Annotated in this window: 26 protein-coding genes and 2 pseudogenes; 13 read left to right on the top strand and 15 right to left on the bottom strand. The window is 72.6% G+C overall.

Annotation, left to right across the window (positions count from 1 at the left end):
• Positions 1-15: 15 nt before the first annotated feature.
• Together ACWEKM_RS29800 and ACWEKM_RS29805 are read left to right on the top strand one after the other, a co-directional pair.
• The gene (locus ACWEKM_RS29800) at positions 16-1,404 is read left to right on the top strand and encodes an aldehyde dehydrogenase family protein (protein WP_451624357.1); all 1,389 of its coding nucleotides are present in this window, start codon (positions 16-18) and stop codon (positions 1,402-1,404) included.
• Positions 1,405-1,440: 36 nt separating this feature from the next.
• Positions 1,441-2,523 (top strand): Zn-dependent alcohol dehydrogenase, encoded by a 1,083-nt coding sequence (locus ACWEKM_RS29805; protein WP_451624358.1) that lies wholly within the window; start codon positions 1,441-1,443, stop codon positions 2,521-2,523.
• Between the two features lie 73 nt (positions 2,524-2,596).
• Here ACWEKM_RS29805 and ACWEKM_RS29810 read toward each other — a convergent pair whose 3' ends face one another.
• Positions 2,597-3,238 (bottom strand): TetR/AcrR family transcriptional regulator, encoded by a 642-nt coding sequence (locus ACWEKM_RS29810; RefSeq protein ID WP_451624359.1) that lies wholly within the window; start codon positions 3,236-3,238, stop codon positions 2,597-2,599.
• Between the two features lie 230 nt (positions 3,239-3,468).
• On the opposite strand from ACWEKM_RS29810, the gene ACWEKM_RS29815 reads away from it, so the two are divergent.
• Positions 3,469-3,756, top strand: coding sequence for a YiaA/YiaB family inner membrane protein (locus ACWEKM_RS29815; RefSeq protein ID WP_451624360.1), 288 nt, complete (start codon positions 3,469-3,471; stop codon positions 3,754-3,756).
• A 131-nt stretch (positions 3,757-3,887) separates the two neighbouring features.
• On the top strand, positions 3,888-4,511 hold the full coding sequence (locus ACWEKM_RS29820; protein ID WP_451624361.1) for a TetR/AcrR family transcriptional regulator: 624 nt from the start codon (positions 3,888-3,890) through the stop codon (positions 4,509-4,511).
• Positions 4,512-4,549: 38 nt separating this feature from the next.
• On the opposite strand, the gene ACWEKM_RS29825 is transcribed toward ACWEKM_RS29820, so the two are convergent.
• Positions 4,550-5,011: a MaoC family dehydratase gene (locus ACWEKM_RS29825; RefSeq protein ID WP_451624362.1), complete on the bottom strand. Its 462-nt coding sequence runs from the start codon at positions 5,009-5,011 to the stop codon at positions 4,550-4,552.
• Positions 5,012-5,195: 184 nt separating this feature from the next.
• On the opposite strand from ACWEKM_RS29825, the gene soxR reads away from it, so the two are divergent.
• Positions 5,196-5,657, top strand: coding sequence for a redox-sensitive transcriptional activator SoxR (gene soxR, locus ACWEKM_RS29830; protein WP_451624363.1), 462 nt, complete (start codon positions 5,196-5,198; stop codon positions 5,655-5,657).
• A 114-nt stretch (positions 5,658-5,771) separates the two neighbouring features.
• Here soxR and ACWEKM_RS29835 read toward each other — a convergent pair.
• Positions 5,772-6,048 (bottom strand): annotated as a pseudogene (locus tag ACWEKM_RS29835) (3-keto-5-aminohexanoate cleavage protein); the annotation flags it as partial.
• A 20-nt stretch (positions 6,049-6,068) separates the two neighbouring features.
• On the bottom strand, positions 6,069-6,671 hold the full coding sequence (locus ACWEKM_RS29840) for a hypothetical protein (protein ID WP_451624364.1): 603 nt from the start codon (positions 6,669-6,671) through the stop codon (positions 6,069-6,071).
• A 257-nt stretch (positions 6,672-6,928) separates the two neighbouring features.
• Here ACWEKM_RS29840 and ACWEKM_RS29845 point away from each other — a divergent pair, with 257 nt between their 5' ends.
• From ACWEKM_RS29845 to ACWEKM_RS29860, 4 genes and pseudogenes are all read left to right on the top strand, one after another.
• The gene (locus ACWEKM_RS29845) at positions 6,929-9,733 is read left to right on the top strand and encodes a penicillin acylase family protein (RefSeq protein WP_451624365.1); all 2,805 of its coding nucleotides are present in this window, start codon (positions 6,929-6,931) and stop codon (positions 9,731-9,733) included.
• A gap of 225 nt (positions 9,734-9,958) precedes the next feature.
• Positions 9,959-10,723, top strand: a complete 765-nt coding sequence (locus ACWEKM_RS29850; protein WP_451624366.1) for an SDR family oxidoreductase — start codon at positions 9,959-9,961, stop codon at positions 10,721-10,723.
• Positions 10,724-10,770: 47 nt separating this feature from the next.
• Positions 10,771-11,013 (top strand): annotated as a pseudogene (locus tag ACWEKM_RS29855) (AMP-binding enzyme); the annotation flags it as partial.
• Between the two features lie 27 nt (positions 11,014-11,040).
• Complete coding sequence (locus tag ACWEKM_RS29860) at positions 11,041-11,634, top strand: TetR/AcrR family transcriptional regulator (protein WP_451624367.1); 594 nt, start codon at positions 11,041-11,043, stop codon at positions 11,632-11,634.
• Between the two features lie 194 nt (positions 11,635-11,828).
• Here the strand turns inward: ACWEKM_RS29860 and ACWEKM_RS29865 are convergent, their stop codons facing one another.
• The 7 genes from ACWEKM_RS29865 to ACWEKM_RS29895 form a co-directional block, all read right to left on the bottom strand.
• Positions 11,829-13,106 (bottom strand): acyl-CoA dehydrogenase family protein, encoded by a 1,278-nt coding sequence (locus ACWEKM_RS29865; protein ID WP_451624368.1) that lies wholly within the window; start codon positions 13,104-13,106, stop codon positions 11,829-11,831.
• A 6-nt stretch (positions 13,107-13,112) separates the two neighbouring features.
• Positions 13,113-14,135, bottom strand: coding sequence for a phosphotransferase family protein (locus ACWEKM_RS29870; RefSeq protein ID WP_451624369.1), 1,023 nt, complete (start codon positions 14,133-14,135; stop codon positions 13,113-13,115).
• Positions 14,136-14,309: 174 nt separating this feature from the next.
• Complete coding sequence (locus ACWEKM_RS29875) at positions 14,310-14,609, bottom strand: hypothetical protein (protein ID WP_451624370.1); 300 nt, start codon at positions 14,607-14,609, stop codon at positions 14,310-14,312.
• Positions 14,610-14,952: 343 nt separating this feature from the next.
• Positions 14,953-15,264, bottom strand: coding sequence for a DUF202 domain-containing protein (locus ACWEKM_RS29880; protein WP_451624371.1), 312 nt, complete (start codon positions 15,262-15,264; stop codon positions 14,953-14,955).
• Positions 15,261-15,653 carry a YidH family protein gene (locus ACWEKM_RS29885; protein WP_451624372.1) on the bottom strand — a complete coding sequence of 131 codons (393 nt, stop codon included), beginning with the start codon at positions 15,651-15,653 and terminating at the stop codon, positions 15,261-15,263. Before ACWEKM_RS29885 ends, ACWEKM_RS29880 begins: the two co-directional genes overlap by 4 nt.
• Before the next feature lie 54 nt (positions 15,654-15,707).
• Entirely contained in the window at positions 15,708-16,223 is a 516-nt protein-coding gene (locus ACWEKM_RS29890) for an NUDIX hydrolase (RefSeq protein WP_451624373.1), read from the bottom strand.
• A 115-nt stretch (positions 16,224-16,338) separates the two neighbouring features.
• Positions 16,339-17,232 carry a DMT family transporter gene (locus tag ACWEKM_RS29895; protein ID WP_451624374.1) on the bottom strand — a complete coding sequence of 298 codons (894 nt, stop codon included), beginning with the start codon at positions 17,230-17,232 and terminating at the stop codon, positions 16,339-16,341.
• 411 nt (positions 17,233-17,643) lie between these two features.
• Here ACWEKM_RS29895 and ACWEKM_RS29900 point away from each other — a divergent pair, with 411 nt between their 5' ends.
• From ACWEKM_RS29900 to ACWEKM_RS29910, 3 genes are all read left to right on the top strand, one after another.
• Positions 17,644-18,705: a hypothetical protein gene (locus ACWEKM_RS29900; RefSeq protein WP_451624375.1), complete on the top strand. Its 1,062-nt coding sequence runs from the start codon at positions 17,644-17,646 to the stop codon at positions 18,703-18,705.
• Between the two features lie 124 nt (positions 18,706-18,829).
• The gene (locus ACWEKM_RS29905) at positions 18,830-19,582 is read left to right on the top strand and encodes a molybdopterin-dependent oxidoreductase (RefSeq protein ID WP_451624376.1); all 753 of its coding nucleotides are present in this window, start codon (positions 18,830-18,832) and stop codon (positions 19,580-19,582) included.
• A complete protein-coding gene (locus tag ACWEKM_RS29910) occupies positions 19,566-20,189 on the top strand; it encodes a cytochrome b/b6 domain-containing protein (RefSeq protein ID WP_451624377.1) in 624 nt (207 codons plus the stop codon). The genes ACWEKM_RS29905 and ACWEKM_RS29910 overlap by 17 nt, the downstream gene beginning before the upstream one ends.
• 195 nt (positions 20,190-20,384) lie before the next feature.
• Here ACWEKM_RS29910 and ACWEKM_RS29915 read toward each other — a convergent pair whose 3' ends face one another.
• A complete protein-coding gene (locus ACWEKM_RS29915; RefSeq protein WP_451624378.1) occupies positions 20,385-20,903 on the bottom strand; it encodes a gluconokinase in 519 nt (172 codons plus the stop codon).
• A 141-nt stretch (positions 20,904-21,044) separates the two neighbouring features.
• Here ACWEKM_RS29915 and ACWEKM_RS29920 point away from each other — a divergent pair, with 141 nt between their 5' ends.
• Positions 21,045-21,746, top strand: coding sequence for a FadR/GntR family transcriptional regulator (locus ACWEKM_RS29920; protein WP_451624379.1), 702 nt, complete (start codon positions 21,045-21,047; stop codon positions 21,744-21,746).
• 3 nt (positions 21,747-21,749) lie between these two features.
• Here the strand turns inward: ACWEKM_RS29920 and ACWEKM_RS29925 are convergent, their stop codons facing one another.
• The 3 genes from ACWEKM_RS29925 to ACWEKM_RS29935 form a co-directional block, all read right to left on the bottom strand.
• On the bottom strand, positions 21,750-22,127 hold the full coding sequence (locus ACWEKM_RS29925) for a YchJ family protein (RefSeq protein ID WP_451624380.1): 378 nt from the start codon (positions 22,125-22,127) through the stop codon (positions 21,750-21,752).
• A gap of 419 nt (positions 22,128-22,546) precedes the next feature.
• The gene (locus ACWEKM_RS29930; protein WP_451624381.1) at positions 22,547-23,887 is read right to left on the bottom strand and encodes a M1 family metallopeptidase; all 1,341 of its coding nucleotides are present in this window, start codon (positions 23,885-23,887) and stop codon (positions 22,547-22,549) included.
• Positions 23,888-23,958: 71 nt separating this feature from the next.
• Positions 23,959-26,332: Pls/PosA family non-ribosomal peptide synthetase (locus ACWEKM_RS29935; protein WP_451624382.1), on the bottom strand; the 2,374-nt coding region annotated here is incomplete at its 5' end.

Raw genomic sequence — 26,332 nt, forward strand, 5'->3', positions numbered from 1 at the left:
CCGGGAGGAAGCAGCATGAAGGCACACGACGCCCTCTACATCGACGGCGCCTGGCGCCCCGCCGACGGCCGCGATGCGATCGAGGTCGTGAACCCGGCCGACGAACGGGTCGTCGGCCAGGTCCCGGCGGGCACCGCCGAGGACGTCGACACCGCCGTGCGCGCCGCCAGGGCCGCTCTCCCGGGCTGGGCCGCCACCGCGCCCGCCGAACGCGCCGCCCGGCTGGCGGCGCTCCGCGACGTGCTGGCCGCCCGCAAGGAGGAGATCGCCGAGACGGTCACCGCCGAGCTGGGCGCCCCGGTGGAGTTCTCCCGGGCCGTGCACGCGGGCCTGCCGATCGCGGTGGTCGGCTCGTACGCCGAACTCGCCGCGACCCATGTCTTCGAGGAGCGGGTCGGTAACTCGACCGTCCACCACGAACCCGTCGGCGTGGTCGGTGCGATCACCCCCTGGAACTACCCCCTCCACCAGATCGTCGCCAAGGTCGCCCCGGCGCTCGCCGCAGGCTGCACGGTGGTCCTGAAGCCGGCCGAGAACACCCCGCTCACCGCCCAGTTGTTCGCCGAGGCGATGCACGAGGCGGGTCTGCCCGCGGGCGTGTTCAATCTGGTCACCGGCCACGGTCCGGTGGCCGGCCAGGCCCTCGCCGAGCACCCGGACGTCGACCTGGTCTCCTTCACCGGTTCCACCGCCGTCGGCAGGCGGATCGGCGCCATCGCGGGCGGCGCCGTCAAGAAGGTCGCCCTCGAACTCGGCGGCAAGTCCGCCAACGTCATCCTGCCCGGCGCCGACCTCGCGCGGGCCGTGGCCGTCGGCGTCGCCAACGTGATGTCCAACTCCGGGCAGACATGCAGCGCCTGGACGCGCATGCTCGTGCACACCGACCAGTACGACGAGGCCGTGGCGCTGGCGACGGCCGCCGCCGCCAAGTACGGGGACCGCATCGGGCCGGTGGTGAGCGCCCGGCAGCGGGCCCGGGTGCGCGGCTGCATAGAGCAGGGGATCGCCGAGGGCGCCCGGCTGGTCGCGGGCGGCGCCGACGCCCCGCGCGAGAAGGGCTACTACGTGCGTCCCACGGTGTTCGCGGAGGTGACCCCGGAGATGACCATCGCCCAGGAGGAGATCTTCGGACCGGTCCTCACCCTCCTCCGCTACGCCGACGAGGAGGACGCGCTGCGCATCGCGAACGGCACGGTCTACGGCCTCGCCGGCGCCGTCTGGGCCGGCGACGAGGCGCACGCGGTGGCCTTCGCCCGGCGTATGGACACCGGCCAGGTCGACATCAACGGCGGCCGCTTCAACCCGCTCGCCCCCTTCGGCGGCTACAAGCAGTCCGGCGTGGGCCGGGAACTCGGCGCATTCGGGCTCGCCGAGTACCTTCAGACCAAGTCCTTCCAGTTCTGAACCAAGTCCTTCCAGTTCCAAGGGAGTCAGCGAGTCATGGCCGTACGAGCCGCCGTCCTGCCCGCCGTCGGGGCCCCGCTGGAGATCACCGGCATCGACCTGCCGGAGCCGGGCCCCGGCCAGGTCCGGGTGCGTCTCGCCGCCGCTGGTGTCTGCCACTCCGACCTGTCCCTGTCGAACGGCACCATGCGGGTGCCGGTCCCGGCCGTCCTCGGCCACGAGGGCGCGGGCACGGTGGTCGCCGTGGGCGAGGGGGTCGCCCATGTCGTGCCCGGCACCGCCGTCGTCCTCAACTGGGCTCCGTCCTGCGGCCGGTGCCACGCCTGCTCGCTCGGCGAGGTGTGGCTGTGCGCCAACGCCCTGGCCGGCGCCGCCGATGTGTACGCCCGCACCGTGGACGGCACCGACCTGTATCCGGGCCTCAACGTGGCCGCGTTCGCCGAGGAGACGGTGGTCTCGGCCTCCTGCGTCCTGCCGGCGCCGGACGGTGTTCCGCTCACCGACGCCGCCCTCCTCGGCTGCGCCGTCCTGACCGGTTACGGCGCCGTGCACCACGCGGCCCGGGTGCGGCCCGGGGAGACGGTCGCGGTGTTCGGGGCCGGCGGGGTGGGCCTCGCCACGCTCCAGGCGGCCCGGATCGCGGGCGCCGCGCGGATCATCGCCGTCGACGTGTCGCCGCACAAGGAGGAGCTGGCGCGTGGCGCGGGCGCCACCGACTTCGTTCTCGCCTCCGAGACCACGCCCCGGGAGATCAGGGCCCTCACCGGCAAGCAGGGGGTCGACGTCTCCATCGAGTGCGTGGGCCGTGCGGCCACCATCCGGGCCGCCTGGGAGTCCACCCGCCGCGGCGGCCGGACGACGGTGGTCGGCATCGGCGGCAAGGACGAGCAGGTCACGTTCAACGCTCTGGAGATCTTCCACTGGGGCCGGACCCTGACCGGCTGCGTGTACGGCAACAGCGATCCGGCACGCGACCTGCCGGTCCTCGCGGAGCACGTCCGCACCGGTGACCTGGACCTGGCCGCGCTGGTGACGGACCGCATCACCCTGGAGGACATCCCGACGGCCTTCGACACCATGCTGGCGGGCCGGGGCGGCCGGGCCCTGGTGGTCTTCTGAACGGGGCTCCGGTGCGGCACTGATGGTTCGGCCACCGCCAAGGGGTCATTGGTTCGGCCGCCGCCGAAGGCCATCACACGGTGCGCGCGACCCGCTCGTACTGCTGTGCCAGCCCGTCCAGCAGCGCCGTCAGCCCCGTCTCGAAGGCCCGCTCGTCGATCTTCTCCTGCTGCTCGGCGAGGAGGTATGCCTGCCCGAGGTGCGGATAGTCGGCCGGGTCGTAGGCGCTTGCGTCGCTCACGAACCCCCCGGCGAACGAGCCGAGCGCCGAGCCCATGATGAAGTACCGCATCAGCGCACCGATGGACGTGGCCTGCCCGGACGGCCAGCCGGCGTCGGCCATCGCGCCGTAGACGGCGTCGGCGAGGCGCAGCGCCGCGGGCCGGCGGCCGGGGCCGCGGGCGAGGACCGGGACGATGTTGGGGTGGTCGCGCAGGGCGGCCCGGTAGGAGACGGCCCAGTCGCGCAGTGCCGTCCGCCAGTCCCGGCCGTCCTCGAACATCGACAGATCGACCTGTCCGCTCACCGAGTCGGCGACCGCCTCCAGGATCTCGTCCATGGTGCGGAAGTGGTTGTAGAGCGAGGGCCCGCTCACCCCCAGCTCGGCGGCGAGGCGACGGGTGGAGACGGCCGCGAGGCCCTCCGCGTCCACGAGTTCCCGTGCCGCCCGGACGATCCGGTCGGTGCTGAGGAGGGGCTTGCGCGGTCGGGCCATGGCGCACATGGTAGGGCGCACATGGTACGGAGCCGAAGCGCCGCCGACGGCCAGGACCGACCTCCGGTGCCCACGTCCGCTGCCGGGACCGACGTCCGGTGCCTCACGTCGGCTGCCGGGGCCGACCTCCGGCGCGTGCGTCGGCTGCTTCGGGCGTCTCGGCGCTCTGAGTACGTGTCTGAGTAGCTGAACGGATGTGATCCCAGCCACGCCGCGCGACGCTTGCCCGCATGAGCGACACACCGGTCAAGCAGCAGAACACGACCGCCTACTACGGTCAGGCGGTCGCGTCCTTCGCCGTTGCACTGGCGGCCACCGCCCTCGGCATCTACAACCTGCACACGGATGCCTGGGTTCGCGCGTTCCTCGGCATCGCCGTCCTGTATCTGGTCACCTCCGCCTTCACCCTGTCGAAGGTCATCCGGGACCGTCAGGAGGCCGGTCAGATCGTGAGCCGGGTGGATCAGGCACGGCTGGAGAAGATCCTCGCCGAGCACGACCCGTTCACGAAGCTGTGACCGGCACCGCACGGCGGGGGCGGTCGGCGGGACGAGCGGCGTGCAGGTGAGTACGCCTCCGAAGGGGGCCGCTAAGCGCCCGCTCACCTTCGGCGGTATGGTGGAGCTCCTGTCACCGAGAGGGGCGAGCGATGAGTACGGCGCAGGAGAGGACCGGCGGCGAGGTCGAGCCGTGGGAAGAGGTCACCCCTGACGCGGCCCGCCGGCTGCTTGTCGCCGCCGTGGAAGCCTTCGCCGAGCGCGGGTACCACGCGACGACGACCCGTGACATCGCGGGCCGCGCCGGCATGAGCCCGGCCGCGCTCTACATCCACTACAAGACCAAGGAAGAGCTGCTCCACCGGATCAGCCGCATCGGCCATGACAAGGCGCTGGACATCCTGCGCACGGCCGCCCGGCGCGAGGGCAGCGCCGCGGAGCGGCTCGCTGACGGGGTGAGTTCCTTCGTCCGCTGGCACGCCGGCCGGCGCACCACCGCGCGGGTGGTGCAGTACGAGCTGGACGCGCTGGGGCCGGACGCCCGCGCGGAGATCCTCGCGCTGCGCCGCCAGGTCGACGCGGAGGTGCGCGGGATCATCCGGGAGGGCGTGGCGTCCGGCGAGTTCGACGTCCTCGACGTGCAGGGCACGACCCTCGCGGTGTTGTCCCTGTGCATCGATGTGGCCCGCTGGTTCAACGTGAACGGCCCCCGGACGCCCGAGGAGATCGGCGCGCTCTACGCCGACCTCGTGCTGCGGATGGTCGGGGTCGAGTAGTCCGGGGCCCGAGGTCCGGGGCCGCCGGACGGCGGCGCTCAGAGGTAGTAGCGGGAGACCGACTCCGCCACACAGACCGGCTTGTCGCCGCCCTCGCGCTCCACGGTGAAGGCGACGGTCAGCTGGACGCCGTCAGTGACGTCCTCGACGTCACTGATCCGCGCGGTGGCGCGCAGCCGGGAGCCGACCGGGACGGGGGCGGGGAACCGGACCTTGTTGGTGCCGTAGTTGACGCCCATCCTCACACCGTCGATCCGCAGCAGCTGCGGGCCGAACAGCGGCAGCAGCGACAGGGTGAGGTATCCGTGCGCGATGGTCGTGCCGAACGGTCCCGCCGCGGCCTTCTCCGGGTCGACGTGGATCCACTGGTGGTCGCCGGTGGCGTCCGCGAAGAGGTCGATCCGCCGCTGGTCGACCTCCAGCCAGTCGGTGTACCCGAGCTGCTCGCCCACGGCGGTCTTCAGCTCGTCGGGGGAGGTGAAGATCCTCGGTTCTGCCATGTCCCTGACCCGGCCTCTCGCGTACGTACGGAATCGTTCATGGAATCGCCCATGGAATCACCCAGGGAGTCGTCCATGAAGTCGTCCATGGAATCGCCTACGGATAAGCAACTGCTTAGTGTGATCTGGGCTGGGGGCCATGTCAACGGATCGCGACGGTGGCGCGGTGGGTAGGCTCTGACGAGTGCCCCAGATCCCCGAGAAGATCCATGAGCTGACCGTCGGCCAACTGTCCGCGCGCAGCGGCGCCGCCGTGTCCGCCCTGCACTTCTACGAGTCCAAGGGGCTGATCAGCAGCCGCCGGACCGCCGGCAACCAGCGTCGTTACACCCGTGACACCCTGCGCCGCGTCGCCTTCGTCCGGGCGGCCCAGCGGGTGGGCATCCCGCTGGCCACGATCCGCCAGGCGCTCGCCGGGCTCCCCGAGGAGCGCACCCCGACCCGCGAGGACTGGGCCCGGCTCTCCGAGGCGTGGCGCTCCGAACTGGACGAGCGCATCGCACAGTTGAACCGGCTCCGCGACCACCTCACCGACTGCATCGGCTGCGGCTGTCTCTCCCTGGAGAGCTGTGTCCTGTCGAATCCGGACGACGCCTTCGGCGAACGCGGTTCGGGTTCGCGTCTGATGGTGGAACGTCCTCGTTAGACGCCCGGCGTTAGGCGTCCGGCTGGGAGGGCGGCGAAGGGCCGCCATCCGGCCACGGCTCGATTACGGCTACGCGCGCCCACGCCGGAGGGGCGCCGGTTCCGGTTCGCCTCAGGCGCCGGTGGTCACCCCGACGGGCACCGACACCCGCGCCCGTATCGCGTCCAGGGTCTTCGCGTGAGCACGCGCGGCGGCAGGCTCTCCTGTCCGCACGGCGCCCTGGGGTGGACATGTCTGTCACCCCGGCCGCAACCGCCCCGGCCGCGGAGCGGGCCATCGCCTCCGGCGACAGCGGCACACACGCGCCGTCGGCGTTCCCCCGCCGCCCGTTGAGAAACGCCCGCACCCTGCCTCGATGATGCCGGTCGGCACTGACGGAGGGGTGCGGCATCCCCGGCGCACCCCGGTCGGTCAGGCCGACATGAGCAGACGCCCGCGCCGGGCGTAGCCCAGTGCCTCGGGCGTGAGGACGGGCCGCGGTACGAGAATCCCGCAGTCCACGCAGACCGGACCGGACGAGGGTTCGTGGTCCAGGTCGTACTTCCAGACGAGGCGCTCCCCGTCGCACACCGGGCAGGTCGAGCCCGGCGCGCGCTCAAGGGCGGCGATCAGCCGCCGCAGCACCTCGGCGAGTGGTTCACGGGGGTGGACCCGGGGGTCGTCGCACCATGCGACCCCGAAGCCGCCCCAGGTCAGCCGGTGCCAGTCGTCCACGCTGCCCGGCCGGCGCAGCCCGTGCTGCTTCTCCTTCCTCCGGCGCTCGGCGAACTCCCCCTCGTAGCCGAGCCAGACCGCCCGGGCCTCCTCCAACTCCTCCAGCGCGCCCACGAGACGCACCGGATCGGGAGAACGGTCCTCGGGGCCGAACCCGGCCCGGGAGCACAGATGGTCCCAGGTCGCCCTGTGCCCGTAAGGGGCGAACCGCTCAAGGCACTTGCGCAGCGAGTAGCGCCGTAGCGCCAGGTCGCACCGCGGGTCGCGCACCTGTCTCGCCAGACTCCGGAAACCGGCCATCGCCCTGCACCTCCGTCACACCTGCACCTTTTGTACTTCGGTCACTTCGGCGTCGTCGTACGGACTTCGCGCGACGTCGACGGATAGACGTGTCGACACGCGAATCGGCTCCATCCGATTTCCGATGCCCGTCATAAAGCGCCCCCGGTTGACGTGGACAACGGCTGCGGCGATTCCGAAAAGTGACGCATGCTCATCTTCAATCTCGGGGATACCGGCGGTAACGTCCGGCCCACCCCCGTCGGGAGGAGCTGCCCATGCCACGGCACACCCCACGCAACGTGTTGTTCGACAAACTGAGAACTCCCGGCCGCCGCAGAGGGTTCCTGAAGGCGGCGTCCGTATGCGCTCTGTTGGCCGGACTGCTGTCGCCCCTGACCCAGCGGGCGACGGCCGCCGAGCCGCCCGCGGTGCGGGCCGCGGCCGCCGACGACCACTGCGGCGGACAGTGTGCCGACATCCTGCCGCCCGGTCAGAACGGCAACGCGACCCTCGTCCAGATCCTCCTCAACCAGACCCTGGGCATCCAGCCCGACCACGCCGAGGACCAGCTCGGCCCCTACGCCGACCTGGCCGCGGGCTACTCCGCGCTCACCGACGCGAAGATCAACACCTTTTTCAACGACGCCTCGTTCGGGGTCCCCGCCGACCAGGTCGCCACCACCGAGAAGCCGGCCGGCCGCACCGATGTGACGATCGTCCGGGACAAGAAGACCGGCGTCCCGCACATCACCGGCACCACCCGGTACGGCACCGAGTTCGGCGCCGGCTACGCCGCGGCCCAGGACCGGCTGTGGCTGATGGACGTCTTCCGGCATGTCGGCCGCGGCCAGTTGACCTCGTTCGCCGGCGGCGCCGCCGCCAACCAGGGCCTTGAACAACAGTTCTACCGCAACGCCGCCTACACCGAGGCAGACCTACAGGCGCAGATCGACGACACCGTCGCCCAGAACGGCGACCGCGGCCGGCAGACCCTCGCCGACGTCAACGCCTACATCGATGGTGTCAACGCCTACATCGACGCCTCCGACAGTGGCCGTTACTTCCCCGGCGAGTATGTGCTGACCGGCCACAAGGACTCCGTCACCAACGTCGGCACCATCGAGCACTTCAAGGTCACCGACCTGGTGGCGCTCGCCTCCGTCATCGGCTCGCTGTTCGGCGCCGGCGGTGGCGGCGAGGTGAACAACGCCCTCTCCCTGATCGCCGCCCAGTCCAGGTACGGCGTCGAGGAAGGCACCCGGGTCTGGGAGTCCTTCCGCGAGCGCAACGACCCCGAGGCCGTGCTCACCGTCCACGACGGCGAGAGCTTCCCGTACGGCGCCCGGCCCGCCGACCCGAAGGGCGCGGCCCTGCCGGACGCCGGCTCGGTGACCCAGGAACCGCTCGTCCACGACCGCACCGGCAGCGCCGCCACCGCGAGCGCCACCGGCGCCTCGACCACGGCCGCGAAGACGGCGGTCGGCTCCGCCCGGCGCGGCATGTCCAACGCCCTGGTGGTGAGCGGCGAGCACACGGCCGACGGCCACCCGATCGCCGTCTTCGGCCCGCAGACCGGCTACTTCGCACCCCAACTGCTCATGCTCCAGGAGATCCAGGGCCCCGGCATCAGCGCCCGCGGCGCCTCCTTCGCGGGCCTGAGCATGTACGTCGAGCTGGGCCGCGGCCAGGACTACGCGTGGAGCGCCACCACCTCCGGCCAGGACATCATCGACACCTACGCGGTCGAGCTGTGCCAGGACGACCACCACTATCTGTACCGCGGCACCTGCACCGCCATGGAGAAGGTCGAGCAGAAGAACGCCTGGAAGCCGACCGTGGCCGACGGCACCGCGGCCGGGTCGTACACCATGCGGGTCTGGCGCACCCACTACGGACCGGTGGAGTACCGGGCGACCGTCGGCGGCAAGAAGGTCGCCTACACCACCCTGCGCTCCTCCTATCGGCACGAGGTCGACTCGATCATCGGCTTCCAGATGCTGAACGACCCGGACCGCATCAAGGGCCCCGAGGACTTCCAGACCGCGGCACGGCACATCAACTACACCTTCAACTGGTTCTACGTCGACTCCCGGCACACCGCGTACTACAACAGCGGCAGCAACCCGGTGCGGGCGAGCGGCGTGGACGCCGAGTTCCCGGTGTGGGCGCGGCCCGCCCACGAGTGGCGCGGCTGGGACCCGGCGGCCAACACGGCCGACTACACGCCGCCCGCCGAACACCCCCACTCCATCGACCAGGACTACTACATCTCCTGGAACAACAAGCAGGCCGAGGACTACACGGCCGCACCGTGGGGCGAGGGGTCGGTGCACCGCGGCAACCTCCTCGACGACCGGGTGAAGAAGCTCGTCCGGGCGGGCGGGGTCACCCGGGCGGCTCTGGTGCAGGCGATGGCGGACGCGGGGCTCGCCGATCTGCGCGCCGAGGACGTGCTGCCCGACCTGCTGAAGGTGATCAACAGCTCGACGGTCACCGACTCCACGGCCGCGGCGGCGGTGAGCAAGCTCCAGGCGTGGGTGAGCGGCGGCGCCAAACGCGCGCAGACGTCGGCGGGTTCGCAGCGGTATGCGCACGCCGACGCCATCCGGATCCTGGACGCCTGGTGGCCGCTGCTGGTGAAGGCCCAGTTCGAACCCGGTCTGGGCGGCGACCTCTACACCGCGTTCACGGCCAACCTGCCGGTGGACGAGGCGCCGTCGGCCGGACACGGCCCGACCGGCTCGCACGCGGGAAGCGCCTTCCAGTACGGCTGGTGGAGCTATGTCGACAAGGACATCCGGGCGGTGCTCGGCGAACCCGTGCAGGGGCCGCTCGCCGAGGAGTACTGCGGCGGCGGCAGCCTCACCTCCTGCCGGGACATCCTGATCAGCACGCTCAAGCAGGCGGCCGGACTGACCGCCAACCAGGTCTATCCCGGCGACGACCAGTGCTCGGCGGGCGACCAGTGGTGCGCCGACTCGATCGTCCAGCGCACCCTGGGCGGCATCAAGCACGGCAGGATCGGCTGGCAGAACCGGCCGACGTACCAGCAGGTGGTGGAGTTCACCTCGCACCGGTGACCCGACGACGGGCGGTGACCCGATGACGAAGGTGACCCGATGACGAAGGTGACCCGATGACGAAGGTGACCCGATGACGATGGCGGGGCGACGAAGGCGGCGCGCGATGTACATGTAGGAACGGGCGCCGTGCCCACGTCCTGGATGTCACGGTCGCCCTTTCCCGCGAACATACCGACCGTTTAGTGTGACACCGCGAGGGCCGAGCCGCGTCGAAGGAGACCGATGGTGGGAGCCGTGCAGGACGCGGGAGTCGTCGTCACCGGAGCGGGCGGCGGGATCGGGGCCGCGCTCGCCCGCCGCTTCGCCGCCGAGGGCGCCCGGGTCGTCGTGAACGACCTCGACGCGGACCGGGCCGAGGCGGTCGCGGACGAGATCGGCGGCATCGCGGTCCCCGGCGACGCGGCCACGACCGTCGCCGCCGCCCGGGACGCACTGGGCGGCACGGTCGACGTCTACTGCGCCAACGCGGGGCTCGGCTCGGGCGGTTCGCAGGACGCACCCGAGGACGTCTGGGCGCGGGCCTGGGACCTCAACGTCATGGCGCACGTACGCGCCGCCCACGCGCTGCTCCCCGGCTGGCTGGAGCGCGGCACCGGCCGGTTCGTCTCCACCGTCTCCGCCGCCGGACTCCTCAGCATGATCGGCGCCGCCCCGTACAGCGTCACCAAGCACGGCGCGTACGCCTTCGCCGAGTGGCTGTCGCTGACCTACCGGCACCGCGGCCTGAAGGTCCACGCCATCTGCCCGCAGGGCGTCCGCACCGACATGCTGGCCGCCGTCGGCAGCGCGGGCGAACTGGTGCTCAGGCCGACCGCGATCGAGCCGGAGGACGTCGCGGACGCCCTGTTCCAGGGGATCGAGGAGGACCGTTTCCTGATCCTGCCGCACCCGGAGGTCGCCGAGTACTACCGGCTCCGGGCCACCGACCCGGACCGCTGGCTGTCCGGCATGAACCAGCTCCAGCGGACCTGGGAGGCGGGCCGATGACCGGCTCCGGACACCCGGCCCGGCCCTCGCACTTGGCGCTCGCCGCGCCCGGCGCCCGGAAGGCCGTCGTCGGGGTGCCCGACGGCTACCGCGGCGAGACCGTCAAGCCCCGTATCGGCCTGCGCCCGGGCGCCTCGGTCGGCCCCACCGCGCTCGCCGACCACGGCAAGGAGAGACTGGCGGCCTACGAGGACCCGCGCCGGGTGGCGATCCTGCCCGAGCCGCCCACGACGGCGAGTGGGAAGATCCTCCGTCGGGAACTGCGTTCCCGTACGCACGACAGTCAGTGAAGCACCATGGAAAGGCAGGTGGCGGCAGTGCCCAGGACGACGGACGGCGACGGGACTCCCGTCCCGCAGCGGCTCCTCGCCGCCGCCACGCGGCTCTTCGCCGAGCAGGGCTACGACCGCACCTCGGTGCAGGAGATCGTCGAGGCGGCCGGTGTCACCAAGGGAGCGCTCTACCACTACTTCGGGTCCAAGGACGACCTGCTGCACGAGGTCTACTCCCGTGTGCTGCGCGTTCAGCAGGAGCGGCTCGACGCCTTCGCGGACGCCGACGAACCGGTCGAGAAGCGGCTGCGGGCGGCCGCGGCCGACGTCGTCGTCACCACGATCGAGAACCTCGACGACGCGATGATCTTCTTCCGCTCCATGCACCACCTCGGCCCGGAGAAGAACAAGCAGGTGCGCGCCGAGCGCCGCCGCTACCACGAACGCTTCCGGGCGCTCATCGAGGAGGGCCAGCGGGAGGGCGTCTTCTCCACGGCGACCCCGGCCGACCTGGTGGTGGACTACCACTTCGGCTCCGTCCATCACCTGTCGACGTGGTACCGGCCGAACGGCCCGCTCACCCCTCAGCAGGTCGCCGACCATCTGGCGGATCTGCTGCTGCGGGCACTGCGCCCGTGAGATGACGCGGCGGGGCCGCCACCGCGTGGCGCGTCAGTTCGGCCCCGGCTGCCGGGCCTGGCCCGCCGCGGTGAGCGCCGTGCGGCGGCGGCCCGGGCGATCGAACAGGTCGTCGCCCCAACTCGTCCGCGGTCGACCGTCCGCGGACGAGTCGTGGCTGGTCGCGCAGTTCCCCGCGCCCCGTTGGGGCGCTGCTACAGGACGTACTTCCTCAGTTCCCTGCGGGCCAGGGAGCGTTGGTGCACCTCGTCCGGGCCGTCCGCGATCATCAACGTGCGGGCGGCGGCGTACAGTTCGGCCAGCGGGAAGTCCTGGCTGACGCCGCCTGCGCCGTGCAACTGGATGGCCCGGTCGATGATGTCGACGACCGCGCGGGGCGTGGCGATCTTGATGGCCTGGATCTCCGTGTGCGCGCCCTTGTTGCCGACCGTGTCCATCAGCCACGCGGTCTTCAGCACCAGCAGACGCAGTTGTTCCACCGTCACCCGGGCGTCCGCGATCCAGTTGTGGACCACGCCCTGCCGGGCCAGCGCCGTGCCGAAGGCGGTGCGGGACACGGCACGTCGGCACATCAGCTCGATCGCCCGCTCCGCCATGCCGATCAGCCGCATGCAGTGGTGGATGCGGCCCGGCCCGAGCCGGGCCTGGGCGATGGCGAATCCGCCGCCCTCCTCGCCGATCAGGTTCGCCACCGGCACGCGCGCGTGGTCGAAGGTCACCTCGGCGTGACCACCGTGGTGGTGGTCCTCGTACCCGAAGACCCGCATCGCCCGCCGCACCGTGACGCCCGGGGTGTCACGGGGGACGAGGACCATGGACTGCTGGCGGCGGACGTCGGCCCCGTCGGGGTCGGTCTTGCCCATCACGATGAAGATCCGGCACTCCGGGTTCATCGCCCCGGAGATGTACCACTTGCGTCCGGTGACGACGTACTCTCCTCCACTCTTTCCACCACTCTCTCCTCCACTCCCGGCTCCGCTCGACCGGGAGGTGCCCCCACCGTCCCGCTCGATGCGGGTGGTGATATTGGTGGCGTCCGACGAGGCCACCTCCGGCTCGGTCATCGCGAACGCCGAGCGGATCTCGCCGGCCAGCAGCGGCTCCAGCCACTGCTTCTTCTGCCGCTCGTCGCCGAACTGCGCCAGCACCTCCATGTTGCCGGTGTCCGGGGCCGCGCAGTTCAGCGCGGTGGGCGCGAGGTGCGGGGAGCGGCCGGTGATCTCGGCCAGCGGCGCGTACTGCAGGTTGGTCAGCCCGGCGCCGTACTCGGCGTCCGGCAGGAACAGGTTCCACAGTCCCTGTCTGCGCGCCTCGGCCTTCAGCTCCTCGACCACGGCCGGGGTGTCCCAGGGCGAGGCCAGCGCCGACCGCTGTTCCTCGGCGACCACCTCGGCGGGATACACGTAGGCGTCCATGAAGGCCAACAGCCGGGCGCGGAGTTCCTCGGTGCGCGCGTCGAACGCGAAGTCCATGACCGGTCAGCCTTCCTGGAGAGTGGTGAGTCCGTGATCGATGAAGACGGGGACGAGGTCACCGATGCGGTCGAAGCCGGGGCCGACCGTCTGACCCAGCGTGTACCGGTAGTGGATGCCCTCCAGGATCACGGCGAGCTTGAACCAGGCGAGAGCCGTGTACCAGGAGACGGCCGACACATCGCGCCCGGAGCGCGCCGCGTACCGCTCGATCAGCTCGGCCGGCGCGGGGTGTCCGGCGGCCTCGGCGGTGGTCGAGACGGGGGAGCCCGGCAGGCCCAGCGGCAGGCTGTACATCACCAGCAGGCCCAGATCGGTGAGCGGGTCGCCGAGCGTCGACATCTCCCAGTCGAGGACCGCCGTGATCCGGTCGTCGGCGTCGATGAGGACGTTGTCGAGCCGGTAGTCGCCGTGCACGACGGTCGGCACGGGCGAGTTGGGCAGCGCCCGCCCGAGGGCCGCGTGCAGTTCGTCGATGCCGGCCAGCTCCCGATTGCGGGAGGAGTCCAGCTGCTTGCCCCAGCGGCGCAGCTGCCGGTCCAGGAAGCCCTCGGGTCGGCCGAAGTCCGCGAGGCCCACCTCGGCGGGGTCCACGGCGTGCAGCTCGACCAGGGTGTCGACGAGGGAGAGCACCGCGTTCCGGGTGCGTGCCGCGCCCAGCGGGGCCAGCTGTTCGGCGGTGCGGTACGGCGTGCCCTCAACGAACTCCATGACGTAGAAGGGCGCGCCGAGCACCTCGGGATCCTCGCACCGCAGCATCGGGCGCGGCACCGGCACACGGGTGGGGTACAGCGCGCTGATCACGCGGTGCTCGCGCGCCATGTCGTGCGCGGTGGCGAGGACATGGCCGAGCGGGGGCCGTCGGACGACCCATGTCGACCTGCCGTCCGTGACCGCGTAGGTGAGGTTGGACCGTCCGCCCTCGATCAGCCGGCCGGTCAGGGGGCCGCCGACCAGACCGGGGCGCTCGCGGTCGAGCAGGCCGCGCAACCGGTCGGGATCGAGTCCGGGCGGGTGGTCGGGGCTCATGCATCGCTCCTACGGACAGGTGAACAGGACGCGATCAATGGTGCCGACCGGTCGGTATGCCGTCCAGTGCGGATGCCGAACGTGATCGGGGCCACGACGTGATCGGGGGCCACGATAGGCCGACGGCTCTCCGCATGTCGCGCGAAGGAGCCGTCGGCCGGGGTGCGGTGGGGGTCAGTGGTCGTCCCAGTGGTCGGCGTGCTCGGCGTGCCGGTGGCCGTCGTGCAGGTAGTCGACGTGGTCGCCGTGCGGCACGCTCGCGTGCCCGCAGCCCTCGCCGTGCCGGTGGTCGTGGCCCTCGTGGGTGGCGTGCCCGGCCGGCTCGCACTCGTCCCAGTGCCCGGCGTGCTCGCGGTGCAGATGTCCGTCGTGTGCGTAGTCCACGTGGTCGCCGTGCGGCACCCGGGTGTGGCCGCAGCCGGGGCCGTGGCGGTGAGAGTCGTGGGCGGCGTGTTCCTGATGAACTGCGGTCATGGTGCTCAGTGCTCACCTTCAGGAGTGCGGGGGTGCTGACGACGGACAGGCTGCCACGCATAGGGGATATATCGAGACATTCTGATTGTGTGGCGTCCGGTTGTGTGGCGTTCGGGCACCCGGGGACCGCGGACATGGTCGTCCGGGTACCCCGGGCACGGGCCGCGACTGCCGCCGGTACGAGGGACCCGAGGCGGACCCGAGGCGATGAACCCGAGGCGGTGAAGTCCTACGGCGCACCGTGAGCCGAAGGCGCCCCCACGCACCGCGAGCCGAAGGCCGCCCCGGCGTCCCGGGCGGGCCCTGGCCGGACCCGTACTGGCGGGCTCTGGCCGGACCCGTACTAGACGACTATCGCCACCGCGCACACCGCCATCGCCACCGCGCACAGCGCCGCCACCGCGGTGTGCCGGGGGGTGAGGGGGGCGGGGCGTGCGGTCGTGGCGAGCGTGCGCACGCGGTGGTGGGCGACCCGTAGAAAGCCCAGCCAGAGCCCGCAGCACAGGGCGCACACGAGGATGCCGACGGGAGTCGCCCCGCCGTGCAGGGCGGTGCGCAGGGCGAGCACGGTGGCCACGGCGTAGGCCAGCGTCGTGCGCCGCCAGGCGAGCCGGGTCCGTTCCGGCTGCAGCCCCGGGTCCCGGCCGGCCGTCACCGACTCCACCCGACGAGCACGACGACCACCATGGCGACCGCCACCACCCCGACGACCAGGCTCAGCAGCACCGGGAAGCGGGACGCTGGCAGGTCCTCGCCCCGCCGCATCGCCCGCTCACAGCGCACCCAGTGGTTGATCGCGCGCAGCGAGCACAGTACGCCCGCGCCGAGCAGGGCGAGCGCCAGCCCCACCCGCCAGCCCCAGCGCAGCTCCGGCAGGAACTGGTCCACCGCGAACCCCCCGCCGATCAGCGCGAGCGCGGTGCGCAGCCAGGCCAGGAAGGTGCGCTCGTTCGCCAGCGAGAACCGGTAGTCGGGTGTGTCGCCCTCGTCCCGGATCCGGTCGGGTGTGAACCAGAACCGGACGTTCCGCAGGAATTCGATCACATCAGGGACCCTACCGGGCCCCTTGTCGGGGCCGGTCGGCCGGGCGGTCCCCGCTCATCCCTCGCCCCGGTGCTCCCGCAGCCGTCGGTACGCCGCGAGCCCGTCCGGCGTCCACTCCCACGCGCCGAGCCGCCGCTCAAGTTCGTCCTCGGTCAGGAAGTCGTGCCAGGCCACTTCCTCGGCCTGGGGCCGGACCGGCAGGTCGCAGCGGACCTCGTAGACCGCCGACCACCAGCTGTGCCCGGCGCCGTCGTCGTACAGGAAGGTGAACAGATGCGACGGGCGGGGCAGCCCCGACACCCCCAGCTCCTCCTCGGCCTCGCGCAGGGCCGCGTCGTCGTAGGACTCGCCCGCGCCGACCACTCCGCCGACGAACATGTCGTACCGGGAGGGGTAGACCAGTTTGGTCGCCGTGCGGCGGTGCACGAAGATCCGGCCGGCTGCGTCCCGGGCCAGGACGAACGCGCAGCGGTGGCGCAGCCCGCGGGCATACGCCTCGCCCCGGGGGGACCGCCCGATGACCCGGTCCTGCTCGTCGACGATGTCGAGGATTTCGTCAGCAGCGCTCATGGCCCCATCCAAGCAGCGCCCGTCCTGCGGCGGTATGGCGCCCCGGTGTGCCCGACCCCGTGTGCGGCGTGCCCGGTGGCCGGGCGGGTGGCCCGAGGGTCGGCCCGACCGGGGCTCAGTGCGGCTGGAGGTCGCGCGCCGGCTCCGCCTCCGCGGTGCCGCGCGGCATCGCCGGATGCAGCCCGAGGAGCACGATGCCCACGACCACGGCGGCGAGCCCGGCCGCCTCCCAGGCCAGCGCCCCGGTGTCGGTGCGCAGCCGGTCACCGAGGAAGCCCACCCCGCACAGGATCCCGGCCAGCGGCTGGGCGGCCGTGAGCGCGGGCAGCGACATGCGCAGCGGCGCCGTCTCGAACGCGCTCTGCACCAGGATCAGCCCGGTGACGCCCAGCGCGAGCACGCCGTAGGGCTGCCAGCCGGAGAACAGCTCGGCGAGCCCGCCCACGGAGAACCGCTGCCCGCTGATCCGGGTCAGCGCGTCCTGCACGCCGTACAGAAGACCGGCGGCGAGGGCCAGCAGTACCGGGGTCGTGCTCAGCCGGGAACGCTTGGCGAAGGTCGTGAGCAGCAGGGCCAGGCCCAGCATCACACCGATGATCAGCCAGTGGCGGATCGGGTCGGTGACCGCGTGCCCGCTGTGCGGCTGGCCCGCCACGATGAACGCGGTCACGCCGCCGGCGAGCAGGGCGAGGCCCGCCCAGCCCTGGCGGCCCAGCGGCTGCTTGGTCTGGTGCCGGGACAGGGCCAGGGCGAACAGCAGATTCGTGGCGAGCAGCGGCTCCACCAAGGAGATCTCGCCCCGGCCCAGGGTGATGGCGCCGAGGACCATCCCGGCCGCCATCAGGCCGATGCCGCCGAGCCAGCGCGGCACCCTCATCAGGTCGAGCAGCAGCCGTGGCGAGAGGAAGTCGCTGAGGGGTGCCTTCTGGGCGGCGTTCTGCTGGAGCACGAACCCGAAGCCCAGGCAACAGGCCGCGCTCACGGCGAGAATCAGAACCAGAAACGACACGCTGCGTACCTCGATCATCCGGCCGGGCCACGGGTGCGTAGTGGCCGACTGTAGCGTTTTGAAGCTCTCCGCGCCCCGGGAGTGCCCAGAACCGGTCAGGGCAAATCGGTCACGACGCCCGGTCGGCCACGGGGGCGGGCCGGGTCGACGACGGGGGTGGGGGCGGGTCGGCGACGTGACCGTACCGCCATGGTCCGTCGCCCGCACGGATGCCGCTATGGCGTATGCCACAGGCGTACCCTCGGTGCACCCTGCCCGGCCGCCCGCGGTGCTCCTGGCCTGCCCCAACTCCCCACGACCGAACAGTAGTTGAACTCTGCAATAGCTCTGGTGAACTTGACGTGAAGCGTTGGCTGGGGATTTGCTGTGAGTGATCGGTCGGTGGCAGTTCGTCAACCAGAAAGTTCCGCGGTGCCCTCACCTTCGTCCCTGCTCCTCCCGCGCCGCGAGCGTCCCTCCGGGGTTTTCGACGGCGCCTTCGACGACACCGAGCTGATCGCCGCGCGCGTCGCGCCGGCCCAGGGCCGGCGGCAGGCCGTACGAGCGCTGCTACAGCGCACGGGCGACGACTGGGACCGCCGCGGCCACCGGATCTGCGTGCTCGCCCGGGAGCCGTACACAGCCGCCTGGGCCCGCGACTGGCTGACCGCCGAGCCCGGATCCGCCGACGCGGCCACGCTGCTCGCCCTGACTCTGACGCGGCGCGCCCTGCGCGGCAAGGAGGAGCCCGCCGCGGCCCGCGCCGCCTGCCGTGCCGCGGCCGAACGGGCGCCCGCCGACCCGACCCCCTGGCTCGGCCTGCTCCTGCTCGCCCGCGCCCTGGGCACCGACGAGGAGACCGCGACCGCCTTCGCCGAAGTGTGCCACCGTCACCGCGACCACCACCACGCCCACCATCTGATGGCCGCCCGCCTCGCCGAGCGCCGCCCCGAGCCCGGCGCCGACCCGGGCCACGAGGCGTACGCGTTCGCCGAGCGGACCGCGGCCCGCGCCCCCGCCGACTCCCCGCTCGCCGTCCTGCCGGTCGTCGCGCACGCCGAGCGCTTCCGGGCGCTGGCCGGCGCGGGCCTGGTGTCCGCCGACCCCGCCGTCTCCGGCCACTGGTCGGGACCCCGGGCCCGGCAGCTGCTTGCGGCCGCCTTCGACTGGTGGCTGGAGTGGGAGCACGACGAGCACCCGCGCCGCCACGTCGATCTGAACTTCCTCGCCCACGCCATGTCCTGCGCGGGCCGGACCGCCGAGGCCGCCGCCCTGTTCCAGCGGATCGGCCGGCACCCGACCCCACGGCCCTGGTCGTACCCCGACCGCGAGCCGGGCGCCGCCTTCCGTGCCGCCCGCGCCCGCGCGCTCGGCGCCGCGCGGCCGACCTCCGCCGGGGCGCTACCGGACCCGTACCCGCACGGTCTCTCCCGAGAAGCGCACGCGCACGCAGTCATTCACGAAGTCGTTCACGAGGCCATCACGGAACGCTGAGTCGTGGCCCGCGGGTACCCCGATCCGTGGCGCGCGGGAACCCCGCCGATCCGTGGCGCGCGGGAATGTCGATCCGTGGCGCGATTCCCTGGTCCCGCGGAGCCGATGGTGCTCGAATGACTGTGTGAACCCCGAACCACCCGAGGGCGCGCGGACCGAGGACGCGCCCGCCGAGGAGGGCCGCCCGATCGGCCGCCGCGTCTTCCTCGGCACTCTCGCCCTCGGCGCCCTCGGCGTGGCCGCCGCCCCCGCGCTCCAGCGCGGCACGGAGACCTTGCTCGGCGCCGTGTCCGGCAAGGACCCCACCGGACTGACGGGCCTGCTGCCGAACGGCGGCGGCTTCCGCTACTACTCGGTCGCCGCGTCCGTCCCGCACCAGGGCCCCGCGGACTACCGGCTCACGGTCGGCGGACTCGTCGACCGCCCCCGCACCTACACCCTCGCCGACCTGCGCGCGCTGCCGCAGAACCGGCTGGTCAAGGACGTCCAGTGCGTCACCGGCTGGCGTGTCCCCGGCACCCCGTTCGAAGGGGTCCGGCTGTCCCGGCTGCTGGACGCGGCCGGCGTGCGCGGCACCGCCCGCGCGATCCGCTTCACCTGCTTCGACGGCACCTACACCGAGAGCCTCACCCTCGACCAGGCCCGCCGCCCGGACGTACTGGTCGCGCTGCGCATGCAGGACAAGGACATCGGCCACGACCACGGCGGACCCGTCCGCCTGTACGTCGCCCCCATGTACTTCTACAAGTCGGCGAAGTGGCTCTCCGGCATCACCGTCACCGACCGGGTCGAGCCCGGGTACTGGGAGAAACTGGGGTACGACGTCGACGCCTGGGTCGGCCGCTCGAACGGACGGACCGATGAGCCTACGAACTGAGGCCCCGGTGAGCCCCGCCGGGCTGCCGCGTTTCTCCCGCGCCGAACGCTGGGTGCACCGCACGACGGCCGCGCTGATGGGCGTGTGTGTGGTGACCGCGGCCTGCCTCTACATCCCCCAGCTCGCCGTTCTCGTCGGCCGCCGCGCCCTCGTCGTCCGCGTCCACGAGTGCGCGGGCCTCGCGCTGCCGGTGCCCGTCCTGCTGGGGCTCGCCTCCCGGGCGTTCCGGGCCGACCTGCGCTTCCTCAACCGCTTCGGCCCGCACGACCGGGTCTGGCTCCGGGCGGCCCTGCGCCGCGACAAGCGGCCCGCCGCGCGCCCGGCGGGCAAGTTCAACGCCGGCCAGAAGGTCTACGCCGCCTGGATCGCCGGCGCCACGCTGGTGATGCTCGGCACGGGCCTGATGATGTGGTTCACCCACCTCACCCCGCTGCTGTGGCGCACCTCGGCCACCTTCGTGCACGACTGGCTCGCCCTCACCATGGGCGTCGTCCTGGCCGGCCACATCGGTATGGCCCTGGCCGACCCGGAAGCCCGCCGAGGGCTGCGCACCGGCACCGTGAGCCCGGACTGGGCGCACCGGGAACACCCTCTGTGGCGGCCGTGACGCGCGGAGGTCCGGGGGCGCCCGGTGTGGGGCGGTGACGCGCGGCGGACCGAGGACGCGCCTGCTGTGGGGCAGCGGCTCGCACCCGAAGCCATGCTCCGCCTCCGCCTCGGTCATCGTCCTGGCCCGGCCGCACCGCGTGCAGCGCGACCGACAGCGGCTCGGGCTGCCGCGGCGGCTGTCACCGCGGGAGTGTCACCGCGTGGTGTCGGGAAGCGCGGCCAGCGCCTCGGCGGCCCGCTCGGCGATCTCGTCCGGGCTGCCGGAAACCTCCACGGTGACTCCCGACTCGTCCGGCTCCAGCGGCTGGAGCGTGGCGAACTGCGAGTCCAGCAGCGCGGTCGGCATGAAGTGGCCCTGCCGGTGGGACATACGGTCCTCGATGAGCGCGCGATCACCCGTCAGATGCACGAACACGATCCCGGGGGCCGCCGCCCTGAGCCGGTCGCGGTACGACCGCTTCAGCGCCGAACTGCTCACCACTCCGCCGAGCCCCGCCCGCCCGTGGGCCCAGCCGCCGATGGCATCGAGCCACGGCCACCGGTCCGCGTCGTCCAGCGGGGTCCCGGCCGACATCTTGGCGATGTTGGCGGGCGGGTGGAAGTCGTCGCCCTCGGCATACGGGACGCCGAGTCGGCCCGCGAGCAGGGCGCCGATCGTGGTCTTGCCCGTGCCGGCGACGCCCATCACCACGACGACGTGGGGGGTACGCATCACTGTCTCGCCGTCCTCCTCGACCTGCGACGCCGACCTCTGACGTCGGCCACACTGAAACCCATCAGGTCCGACGAATTCAAGAGTCTACGTCAAATAAGTCTGACTTTTTGGCGGTGATCCACTCTGTACGCTGAGTGCATGAGCACATCGGACCGGGGGCTGCACGGCCGCGTACTGGACACCCTCGGCCCCGCGATCACCGCGGGGGAGCACCCCGCGGGCAGCGTGCTGCGCACGGACGAACTGGCCCAGTACTTCGAGGTGTCCCGCTCGGTGATGCGCGAGGCGGTACGCGTCCTGGAGTCCATGCACCTCGTCGAGTCCCGCCGCCGGGTGGGCGTGACCGTACTGCCGAAGTCCGAGTGGAACGTCTACGACCCGCAGGTCATCCGCTGGCGCCTGGCGGGCGTCGACCGCCCGGGCCAGTTGCGCTCCCTGACCGTGCTGCGCTCGGCGATCGAACCGGTCGCGGCCGGGCTCGCCGCGAAGCACGCCACGGCGGAGCAGTGCGCCGAACTCACCGAGTGCGCGCTCGGCATGGTGGCCCACTCACGCGGCCACAAGCTGGCGGCGTACCTCGTCCACGACGTCGCCTTCCACCGGGTCGTGCTGACCGCCTCCGGCAACGAGATGTTCGCCCGTCTGGGCGATGTCGTCGCCGAGGTCCTCACCGGGCGCACCCATCACGAGGTCATGTTCGAGGACCCCGACCCGGCCGCCGTCACCTTGCACGTCCAGGTCGCGGAGGCGGTCCGCGGCGGCGACGCGGCCCGCGCCGAGCAGCTGACCCGTGAGATCACCGTGGGCGCGCTCCAGGAACTGGACGTCCTCGCTCCCTGACCGTCAGTCGAGGAACTCCCCGTCGACGTACACCCACGCCCCGTCGACCCGCTCGAACCGGCTGCGCTCATGCAGTGAGCCGCCCCGGTGGGAGGCCCGGAAGGTCACGGTCCCGGCGGTGTGGAAGGCCGAGCCGTCCGTCGTGCCCAGCACCTCAAGGCCGGTCCACCGCAGCCCCGGATCGAGGTCGAGCCGTAGGGGCCGGGTCCGCGGATGCCAGGTGCGCAGCAGATATTCCGCGTCCCCTCGTACGAAGGCCGCGTACCGCGACCGCATCAGCGCCTCGGCGGTCGGCGCGGCACCCGCCCCCCGGTGGTACCGCCCGCAGCACGCCTCGTACACCCCGGACAGCCCACACGGACAACAAGAACGCGTCACCATGCCCCCATTGTGCGGGACCACGACCCCACCACCGCTGCCAGCACCCCCCGAAGAACCGCGGCAAACGCCCCACCCGCCCCCACCAGCGCCCTGAGGGGGCGCGGGGAACTGCGTGCCCAGCCACGACGCTGCCGCAGTCACCCGATGACCGGGCGGATGCCTGTCGGCCACGTGCCCCTGTTTCCTCCGCTGATGACAGCGCCCTGAGGGGCGGGGGGAACTGCGTGCCCAGCCACGACGCTGCCGCAGTCACCTGACGACCGGGCGGATGCCTGTCGGCCACGTGCCCCTGTTTCCCCCGCTGATGACAGCGCCCTGAGGGGCGCGGGGAACTGCGCGCCCAGCCACGACGCAGCCGCAGACAACTGACGACCCCGCACACCCCCGCCGCACGCGCGCAGCGCACACGTGACCCCCGCTCAGCCGGCAGCCGCCCCCCGTACCGGCAACGCCGGCAGCGCCGCCTCGTGCACCCACGCCGTGAACAACCCCTCCAACGACTCCGACGCGAACCGCCCGATATGCGCGGCGAACGCCTGCGTCGTCACCGCGCCACCCCGGTGCAACCGCACCCAACTGCGCAGCATCAGGAAGAACGCCTCGTCGCCCAGCGCGCAGCGCACCGCGTGCAGGACCAGCCCGCCCCGCTCGTAGAGCCGGTCGTCGAACATGGCCTTGCGGCCCGGGTCCGCCAGCCGCAGGTCCTGCGGCCGCGAGGACAGCAACCGGTGTGCGACAGCGGCCAGTTGCTGGGCGCTACGCCCGCCCGAACGCTCCGACCACAGCCACTCCGCGTACTTGGCGAACCCCTCGTTCAGCCAGATGTGCCGCCAGTCGGCGATGGACACACAGTTGCCGAACCACTGGTGCGCCAGCTCGTGTGCGATCAGCCGCTCCGAACCCCGCGCCCCGTCCACATGGTTGGAGCCGAACAGCGACAACCCCTGCGCCTCGACGGGCACATCGAGCTCCTCGTCCGTGACGGCCACCGCGTACTCGTCGAACGGATACGGCCCGAACAGCTCCTGGAACAGCTCCATCATCGCGGGCTGCCGCGCGAAGTCCCGGGAGAACTCCGGCAGCAGACGCGCCGGGACATGGCCGTGCTGCGGTATGCCCCCCGGCCCCGGATCGCCCAGCAGCACCGTCTGGTACGTGCCGATCGCCAGCCCGACGAGATAGCTGGAGGTCGGCGCGGACTGCTCGTACACCCAGGTCGTCGTCGACGCCTTCGTCGTCCGGGTCAGCAGCCGCCCACCCGCGACCACCGCGTACGCGGACGGCGTGGTCACCGAGAGCAGATACGACGCCTTGTCCGCGGGCCGGTCGTTGCACGGGTACCAGGACGGCGCGCCGACCGGCTGGCTCGCCACCAGCGCCCCGTCGGCCAGCTCCTCCCAGCCGAGCCCACCCCACGGGCTGGTCACCGGCCTCGGGTTGCCGGACCAGTGCACCTCCACCGTGAACGCGGCCCCCGCCCGCAACGGCTTCGCCGGCCGAACGCGCAGCCGGCCGCCACGGTGCGTGTAGTGCGGCTGCCGGCCGTCCACCCGGACCCGCCCGATCTTGAAGTCGGCCAGGTTCAGCTGGAATTCGGTCAGCGGCGACCGCCCCGCGATGGCGTTGATCCGGGCCGTGCCCGACAACCGGTTGGGCCCGGGGCGATAGTCCAGCGCGAGTTCGTAGCGGTGCACCCGGTACCGGGAATCGCCGTTGCCCGGGAAATACGGGTCCTGCCCCGCCGACTGCTGAACTGCCACTGCCGCGTCCGCTCCCTGCGCCGTCCCGCCACCCTGAGCCGGGGCACCGACCGACACCGGGTGGCCCGCGCTCAGCAACGCCATGCCTCGATCGGGTTGCCGAGCCAACGGGTGTCGTCCGGGACGGACTCCGCGGCCATGACGAGCGACGCGGGACCCAGGGTGGTACGGGCCCCTACCGTGCTGCCGGGCAGCACGATCCCGCCAGGGCCCAACGTGGCGCCCTCACGGAGGACCACAGTATCCGTCCGCAGAATCCGGTCGTGGAAGAGGTGCGTCTGCAGCACACAGCCACGATTGACCGTGGCGGCGTCCGCCAGCGTCACCAGGTCCGTCTCGGGCAGCCAGTAGCTCTCCACCCAGACACCCCGGCCGATCCGCGCGCCAAGACCGCGCAGCCACGCCGTCATCAGCGGCGTCCCCGGCACGGCACCGGCCAGCCACGGCACGGCCAGCACCTCGACAAAGGTGTCCGCCAGCTCGTTGCGCCACACGAAACCGCTCCACAGCGGATGCTCCCCGCTGCGATGCCGCCCCACCAGCGCCCACTTCGCCACGATCGACCCGGCCCCCGCGACGATCCCCGCCGCGAGCAGCACCAGCCCCGACAGGACCGGCGCCCAGCCGCTCAGCGCGCACAGCGCCGCAGCCGTCAGCACGGCCAGCGCCGCCGAGCACAGCACCGGCACGATCCGGCACAGCTCCACCAGCCCGCGCGCCCAGCGCAGCCGGACCGGCGGATCATAGGTACGGCTCTGATCCCCGACGGCCGGGTTCCGGGGCAGCTTGACCGGCGGCAGCCCCAGGTAGGAGCGGCCCTTCTTCGCCTTCTTCGGCGTCGCGGACAGCACACCGACCAGACCGCCGTCCGGCACGCTCCGCCCCGGCGCGGTCATCCCCGAGTTCCCGAGGAACGCCCGCCGCCCGATCTCCGCGCGCCCGATCCGCACCCAGCCGCCACCCAGCTCGTACGGCGCGGTCAGTGTGTCGTCGGCCAGGAACGCGCCGTCGCCCACCGTGGTCAGGCTGGGCAGCGCCAGCACGGTCGACACCTCGGCGCCCCGGCCGATCCGCATCCCCAGCAGCCGCAGCCACACCGGAGTGACCAGCCCCGCGTACAGCGGGAACAGCGTCTGGCGGGAGCGGTCCATCAGCTGGGTGACCGTCCATGCCTGCCAGCCGACCCGGCTGTGCGTCGGATGCGTGCCCTCGCGCAGCCCCAGGCTGAGCACCCGGACCGCGACGAGGAGCAGCAGGGCGTACCCGAGACCGAAGGCGAGCGTGGCCGGGACCAGCCCCAGCGCGGCTCCGCGCAGGGCCTGGCCGAGACCGTCCCCGGGCCGCACGAACAGCGTGCCCACGAGCAGCGCCGCCGCACCCGCCGCCACCGGCAGAGCGCTCAGTGCGACACCGGTGGCGCCGTACATCACCCGCCAGGCGGTGCCGCGCCGCGGCCGCTCCTTGGGCCAGTTCCGCTTGGCCTTGCCGAGCTTGACCGCGGGCGCCCCGGCCCACCGCTGCCCGGTCGGGATCTGCCCGGTGACGGCCGAACCCGGCGCCACCTCGGCCCGCTTGCCCACCCGGGCGCCCGGGAACAGTACGCTCCGGGTCCCGACCACGGCGTGCGCGCCCACCTTCACCGGACCGATCTCGACCCGGTCCCCGTCCACCCAGTACCCGCACAGGTCCACCTCGGACTCGACCGCGGCCCCGCGGCCCAGCCTGAGCATGCCGGTGACCGGCGGCAGCGAGTGCAGGTCCACGTCCGTGCCGATCCGGGCGCCCAGCGCCCGCGCGTACCGCTCCAGCCACGACCCGGTCAGCGAGGTCGCCCCGGTGACCTCGGCCAGCCGTTCCGCCGCCCACAGCCGCAGATGCACGCTGCCGCCGCGCGGATACCGCCCCGGCCGCAGGCCCCGCAGCAGCAGCCGCGCCCCGCCCGCGGCGAGCGCGATCCGGCCCGGCGGGCTGAACAGCAGCACGGCACCGGCCGCGAGCAGCCACCAGGGGGCCGTCGGCAGCCAGGCGTACCCGGGCAGCAGGTTCCCGGCCGCGGCCAGCACCACGCACCAGCGCAGCCCGAGCAGGGTGAACAGCGGCACGAGCAGCAGCAGTTGGACCACCCGGGCGCGCACCGGAACCGGCACCACCGTCCGCCGCGGGCCCTCCTCCTGCGCCGACGCCTCCAACCGCCGGGCCAACTTCCGCAGCACGGGCTGCTGGTAGACGTCGAGGACGGCGACGCTCGGGTAGCGGGTACGCAGCCGCGAGGTGAGCTGGGCGGCGGCCAGGCTGCCGCCGCCGATCGCGAAGAAGTCGTCGTCGGGCCCGCTCACGGGGATACCGAGCACCTCGGTCCACTGCTCGGCGAGCCACGCCTCGGTGCCGTGCAACTGGGCCGGGGGTGCCTCCACCCCCGGCAGCGGCCAGGGCAGGGCGGCCCGG

Source organism: Streptomyces sp. NPDC004752 (assembly GCF_053601275.1).